We start from the raw sequence: 2,186 nt of genomic DNA, 5'->3' as shown, positions 1-2,186 counted from the left end.
GGCGCCCGCCTTCACCGGCCTGCTAGACGCGGGGCTTTTCCCGCATCTCGAAGGTTTCGATGGTGTCGCCTTCCTTGACGTCGTTGAACGAGCCGAGGCCGATACCGCATTCGAAGTCCGTGCGGACCTCGGTGGCGTCGTCCTTGAACCGCTTCAGCGAGTCGACGGTCAGGCCCTCGCCAATCACCTTGCCGCCGCGCGTGACACGTGCCTTCGTGTTGCGCCGGATGATCCCGGAGCGCACGATCGACCCGGCGATGTTGCCGAACTTCGAGGAACGGAACACCTCGCGTACCTCCGCGGTGCCCAGCTGGATCTCTTCGTACTCGGGCTTGAGCATGCCCTTGAGGGCGAGCTCGATGTCATCGATGGCTCCATAGATGACCGAGTAGAAGCGCATGTCCACGCCCTCGCGCTCGGCGAGGTCGGCGACACGTTCCGCCGGCTTGACGTTGAACCCGATGATGATCGCGTTGTCCACCGTCGCCAGGTTGACGTCGTTCTGCGTGATGGCACCGACGCCGCGGTGGATCACACGGAGCTGGACGCCCTCACCGACGTCGATCTTGAGCAGCGAGTCCTCGAGCGCCTCGACGGCACCCGACACGTCACCCTTGAGGATGAGGTTGAGGGTGTCGACCTTGCCGTCAGCCACTGCCTGGTCGAAGTCCTCCAGGCTGATCCGCTTGCGGCGCTTTGCCAGGGCTGCGTTACGGTCGGCTGCTTCACGCTTTCCGGCGATCTGCCGTCCGGTGCGCTCGTCGTCGGTGACGAAGAAGGTGTCACCGGCGCGCGGGACGTTCGACAGGCCCAGCACCTGCACCGGACGCGACGGCCCGGCTTCGGTGATGACGTCGCCGTTCTCGTCGAACATGGCGCGGACGCGGCCGTGCGCGGTGCCGGCCACGATCGTGTCGCCCACCTTCAGCGTTCCCGACTGGACCAGGACTGTGGCAACAGCACCGCGGCCCTTGTCGAGGTTCGCTTCGATCGCGATACCGCGTGCATCCTTGTTCGGGTTGGCACGCATGTCCAGGGCCGCATCAGCGGTCAGCAGGACGGCTTCGAGAAGCTCGTCGATGCCTTCGCCCTTCAGCGCCGAGACGTGGACGAACATGGTGTCGCCGCCGTATTCCTCGGGAACCAGGCCGTATTCGGTCAGCTGGCCCTTGACCTTGTCGGGGTTGGCGCCTTCCTTGTCGATCTTGTTGACAGCCACCACGATCGGGACGTTTGCCGCCTGGGCGTGGTTGAGAGCCTCGACGGTCTGGGGCATGACGCCGTCGTCCGCCGCGACGACGAGCACCGCGATGTCGGTCACCTTCGCACCACGGGCACGCATGGCGGTGAATGCCTCGTGTCCGGGAGTGTCGATGAAGGTGATCGCACGCTCGTTCTCCTCGTGCTGGTGCTGGATCTGGTACGCACCGATGTGCTGCGTGATCCCACCGTGCTCGCCCTCGACCACCTTGGTGTTCCGGACCGCGTCGAGCAGTCGCGTCTTGCCGTGGTCGACGTGGCCCATGACGGTCACCACCGGAGGACGTGCCTCCAGCTGCTCATCGCCCTCTGCCTCGAGCTCGGCATCGAAGTCGATGTCGAAGCTGCTCAGCAGCTCGCGCTCTTCGTCCTCAGGGGACACCACCTGGATCTTGTAGCCCAGTTCGGTGCCGAGGACGTCGAAGGTCTCCTCGTCGAGGGACTGCGTGGCGGTTGCCATCTCCCCGAGGTGGAACAGCACCGTGACCAGTGCTGCCGGGTTCGCCTCGATCTTGTCGGCGAAGTCGGTGATCGACGAGCCACGCCTCAGGCGCACGATCGCGCTTCCGTCGCCGCGGGGTACGCTGACGCCGCCCAGCGACGGCGCTGACATCTGCTCGAGTTCCTGACGCTTCGCGCGCTTCGACTTCCGCTGCTTGCCGCGACCTGCGCCGCCCTTGCCGAAAGCTCCAGCGGTGCCGCCGCGTCCGCGGCCGCCCTTGCCGAAGCCGCCGCCTGCGGGAGCTCCGCTGGGGCTCGCCGGGGCGCCTCCCGGACCACGCCGTGGTCCTGCGCCTGCACCGGGTGCACCGCGGCCGGGGGCTGCGGGACGCTCGGTGCGGTTGGGCATCATGCCGGGTGTGGGACGTGAACCAGGGGCACCGGCCGGGCGGGGCGCACCCGGACGTGGACCGCCGGCACCGGCC

General features: G+C 67.2%; 1 protein-coding gene. It reads right to left on the bottom strand.

Annotated features, from left to right (window positions below; genetic code table 11):
• Positions 1 to 22: 22 nt before the first annotated feature.
• Positions 23 to 2,186, bottom strand: a 2,164-nt coding sequence (gene infB, locus Y704_RS0108970; RefSeq protein WP_026549875.1) for a translation initiation factor IF-2, incomplete at its 5' end; no start/stop codon positions are given.

Source organism: Arthrobacter sp. Br18 (assembly GCF_000520555.1).
In the GTDB taxonomy this organism is placed as follows: Bacteria; Actinomycetota; Actinomycetes; order Actinomycetales; family Micrococcaceae; genus Arthrobacter_D.
Note: the sequence above shows the minus strand (reverse complement) of the source record. Positions and strands in the feature narration are given on the sequence as shown.